The sequence below is a fragment of the Mycobacterium sp. genome (assembly GCF_049281135.1).
Classification (GTDB): Bacteria; Actinomycetota; Actinomycetes; order Mycobacteriales; family Mycobacteriaceae; genus Mycobacterium.
In genome coordinates, this window is sequence record NZ_JBAPRN010000269.1 from 1 (window position 1) to 4,417 (window position 4,417).

4 protein-coding genes are annotated in these 4,417 nt (G+C 68.6%); all 4 read right to left on the reverse strand.

What is annotated here, in order from left to right; genetic code table 11:
* A partial coding sequence (locus WAN02_RS10795) for an SAM-dependent methyltransferase (protein ID WP_422264154.1) occupies positions 1 to 1,310 on the reverse strand: 1,310 nt, incomplete at its 3' end.
* A 31-nt stretch (positions 1,311 to 1,341) separates the two neighbouring features.
* Positions 1,342 to 2,271: a hydroxymethylbilane synthase gene (gene hemC, locus WAN02_RS10800; protein WP_422264157.1), complete on the reverse strand. Its 930-nt coding sequence runs from the start codon at positions 2,269 to 2,271 to the stop codon at positions 1,342 to 1,344.
* A gap of 13 nt (positions 2,272 to 2,284) precedes the next feature.
* On the reverse strand, positions 2,285 to 3,634 hold the full coding sequence (locus tag WAN02_RS10805; protein ID WP_422264155.1) for a glutamyl-tRNA reductase: 1,350 nt from the start codon (positions 3,632 to 3,634) through the stop codon (positions 2,285 to 2,287).
* 97 nt (positions 3,635 to 3,731) lie between these two features.
* Positions 3,732 to 3,992, reverse strand: coding sequence for a glutaredoxin family protein (locus WAN02_RS10810; protein ID WP_422264156.1), 261 nt, complete (start codon positions 3,990 to 3,992; stop codon positions 3,732 to 3,734).
* Between the last annotated feature and the right edge of the window lie 425 nt (positions 3,993 to 4,417).

The following is a 4,417-nucleotide window of genomic DNA, read 5'->3' on the forward strand; positions in this document are numbered from 1 at the left end:
CCCTCGGCCAGCGTCTCGGTGGCGATGTCGGCCCGCGGCAGCAGCACCCGGTTCACCGGATCGAAAATACTGTCGTAGTCCGGGAATTCGTCCAGCAGACCCAGCGACGATTGCTCACCGGAAGGCACCAGCTCGGGGCTGATTCCGAACGCGCGCACCCGGTCGGCGGTCGATTCACCGACGCAGGCGATCTTCACGCCGGAGAACGCGCGGGCGTCGAGACCGAACTCGCCGAACTTTTCCCACACCGCGCGCACCGCGTTGGTGGAGGTGAACACGACCCACTGGTAGCGGCCGTCGACCAGACCCTTGACCGCGCGTTCCATCTGCGCGGGGCTGCGCGGTGGTTCGACGGCGATGGTCGGCACCTCGATCGGCAGCGCGCCGTGCGCGGTCAGCCGCTCGCTCATCTCGCCGGCCTGGTCCTTGGTCCGCGGCACCAGCACGGTCCAGCCGTACAGGGCGCGACTCTCCCACCAGTTCAGCTTGGCCCGGTTGGCCACCGTCTTGCCGATGGTCACGACTACCGGCGACGGCGCGGCGCCATCCGCGTTGACGAGCAGGTTCGAATCGGTCAGTCCGCCTAGCGTCGACTCCACCGAGCGCTGCGCGCAGGTGGTCCCTGACGAAGTCACCACGCATGGGGTGGTGTCGGCCAGGCCGTACTCGATCAGCGTGCGGGCCGCGTCGGCCACGTGCGAGGACGTGGCCTGCAGGATCAGCGGGCCCGGCCCGGCAGCCAAAGCGCCCCAGTCCACGTCGCCGCGCACGTCGGCAACGGTGTGCGACGAGCCGAGCGGCAGCCCGGCGTAAGTCGGCACCGCGTCGCTGGCGGACAGGCCCGGCACGATCTCGAAGTGCAGGTGGCTGCGCGCCACGGTGTTCACCTCGGTGATCACCGAGTCCACCGACAGCGGGTCGCCGGCCACCAGGCGCACCACATCGGCCCCGGTGCGGGCCTCGGTGAGCAGTGTCTTGGCCACCTCGGCCGGGTCGCCCAAAGCGGGCCGGATGTCGGGTCCCACCGACACCACCGCGGCGGGTTGTTCGTCGGTGCCAGTCCCCGCTGCGTCCTCGCTGGCTCCGCCAACCGACGGTGCGGCCGGCTCGGCCGCCGCAGGTCCGGATACCGGCGGCAGATCCTTGCCGATCAACGCCAGCACCGGTTCGGGCACGTCGGGGTCAATGAACACCAGGGGAGCATTCGCCAATACCGAAGCGGCCCGTGTCGTCAGCAGAGCCGGGTCGCCAGGACCCGAGCCCACGAACATGATGCGGCCGGGCCTCGGCTTACGCCCTCGCGTCGTCATCGTCGCTCCTACCTCGTTCTCGCGCGCGACGTCATTGCCGCGCACTCGACATGACTTCCCGTGCGCCCAAGTCGAACAGCTCGGCGGCCACCGAGAGCCCGAGCTCTCGTGCCCGATCCGGACTGCCGATACCGGACGCGCGGATCACGTCGGATCCGTCGAGCGCCGCCACGCAACTGCGAAGCGACAGCTCCTCGAAGACACGGCCGTCTTCGTCGATGGACTCGACCACCTCAGCGATCGCCCCCACCGGCGCGGAACAACCCGCCTCCAGTTCGGCGAGCAGGGCGCGCTCGGCGGTGACGGCCGCGCGGGTGTCGGCGTCGTCCAGCTCTGCCAGCAGTGCTGCCAGCCGGGAATCCCCGGCGCGGCACTCCAACGCGAGCGCCCCTTGAGCCGGCGCCGGCAACATCTGTACCGGCTCCAGCGTCTCGGTTACGTCGTCGAGACGTCCCAGTCGGGTCAGACCCGCCCGAGCAACCACGATCGCGTCCAAATCACCCCTGCTTACCCTGTTCAACCTGGTGTCTAGGTTGCCTCGTAGGGGGCGAATTTCCAAACCGAGACCCAGTGCTCTAAGCTGCGCGGCCCGCCGGGGCGATGAAGTGCCCACGATTGCGCCCGCCGGCAGCTCTCCCAGCACTAACCCGTCGCGGGCTACCAGCGCGTCGCGGGCGTCTTCGCGCGGCGGGATGGCGGCGATCACGAATCGCGGGTCCTCGGCCGTCGGCAAGTCCTTGTACGAGTGAACCGCCATATCGACCTGGCCGGCGTCGATGGCTTCCCTGAGCGCCGCGGTGAAGACACCGACCCCGATGTCGGCGATCGGCTCGGAAGATTGGTCGCCCTCGGTGCTGATGATCACCAGTTCGGCCTCGTGACCATTGGCCAGCAACGCATCTCGAATGGCGCCGGCCTGGGTGGTGGCCAGCAAACTGCCACGGGTACCTATCCGGATCACGTCGACCAAGCGGTTACTCAGCGGAATCTGTTGGTACAGCGGGCAATTCGCCCGCAGTGGCGACCGCGTCAACAGCGGTCTGGTCGAGCTCGAAGAGCTCGCGCAATGCCTCGGCATAGCTGTCGCCGCCGGGAGCGCTGGCCAACTGCTTGATGCGCACCGTGGGTGCGTGCAGCAACTTGTCGACGACGCGGCGCACGGTCCGGGCGACCTCGTCGCGATAGGTGGCCTCCAGGCCAGGCAGTCGGTGGTCCAGGCGCAGCAGTTCGGCCTCGACGACGTCGGCGGCCCGCTGGCGCAGCGCGGTGACCGTCGGGGTGACCTCGGCCATCCGCTGACCGGCCAGGTAGGTCGCGACTTCGGCGGCGACGAGGTGACGCGCGGCCTCGGCGTCGGCTGCGGCTGCCCGCGCCGACGGTTCGCGCTGCAAGCGGTCCATGTCGACCACCCAGACGCCGGGCAGCCCGGACACCGCGGGGTCGACGTCGCGCGGCATGCCCAGATCGCAGATCACCAGCGGCCGGTTGGTTACGTCGCGACGGCCAGTGGCCAGCGCGTTGTGCACGTCGGCCAGCGACACCACCGGGCGTACCGCCCCGGTGCAGCTGACCACGACGTGGGCGTCGGCCAGCGCGGTGGCCAGGTTGTCCATGCTCAAAGCCTCAGCAGCGGCACCGGATTCGCGGATTTTGCGAGCCAGCCGCTGCGCCCGGGGCAGCGAGCGGTTGACGACGTAGACCTGGTCGATGCCGGCCCGGGTCAGGTGGGCTGCCGACAGGGCGCCCATCGCTCCGGCGCCGACGACGACGGCGGTCTTGCCTCGCAGGCCACCCAATCTGGTGTCGGCCATGCCGAGTGCGACCGAGACGACGGAGGCGCCTGCGGCGTCGATGCCGGTTTCGGAATGCACGCGTTTGCCGACGGCCAGCGCACGCTGGGCCAGCTCGTGCAGCACGCGGCCGACGGTGTGGTTGGACTCGGCGGCGGCGTAGGCGCGACGGACCTGGCCGAGCACCTGCGCCTCGCCGACCACGGCCGAGTCCAGCCCGCTGGCCACGGCGAACAGATGCTCGACGGCGGCCTCGCTGTAGCGGACGTAGGCGTATTTGGTGAGGTCAGGGACCGTCATCCCGGAACGCTCGGCGAGCACCTGGCCGATGGCCGACAGGCCGCCGTGGAAGGCGTCGACGACCGCATACACCTCGACGCGGTTGCAGGTCGAGAGCACCATGGCCTCGGTCACCAGCGGCGACTGCAGGATCTGGTCGACGATCTTGACTTGCTCGGATTCGTCGGTGCTGAGCTGTTCCAGAACGGAGACCGGCGCGCTGCGGTGCGACACACCGAAGAGCAGGACGCTCACGGCTGAATCACCTGGCCTGCTCCCTTGCTAACACCGGTGAATTGACTGGTTTCCACCGTAGACGGTTACCTGATGGGCCACCAAATTTACGACGAAGTCACCCGCTAGCAAGATCCTTGCGCAGCCGGGGCTCGTCGAGTTCCCAGTAGCTGTGTTCGCGGCCGTCGAGCAGGACCACCGGCAGTCGGTCGCCGAACTCTGCTCGTAGCGCGCTGTCGCCTTTGTCCGCTTCGGCGTCGACGTCGGTGGTCGACAGATCGAAGTCCAGTTCTTCGGCGAGCTGCTTCAGCTGCGCGTGCACCCCCTCGCAGATCGTGCAGCCGGCGCGGGTCAGCAGCTGGACGTGACGGCGGCTCATGGCTCCAGTGTTGCAGTTCGGTTCATTCGCAGAGGTTTTGGATGGTTGTAGCGGTTGCATTCGCAGCGTCATGCGCGCGATCATTTCGGTCGCTGGCGAGGCCCATCGGTTACGCGCTCTGGGTCCATTACTGTTCGCCGGCAGGGCTGTAACGATTGCAATGGTGAATACCGGACCCGGTGATCAGCGATACCATCGCAGCATGTCGGAATATCCGCCAAGGGGGCCTTCTGCCGCGAACGGTCCGAGTGAGTACCCGGCCGCGCCGAGCGGATTTCCTGGCGCTGCGGTTGGATCGCCCGTATGGCCATCACCGTCGCGCGGGCCCTCCCGCTGGCCAACGTTCCTCGCCTTGGCGCTCGCGCTTGTCGCTTCAGGCCTGGCGATTGTTGGGTGGTTTCGCCCCTCACCGACCGCGCCCGCTC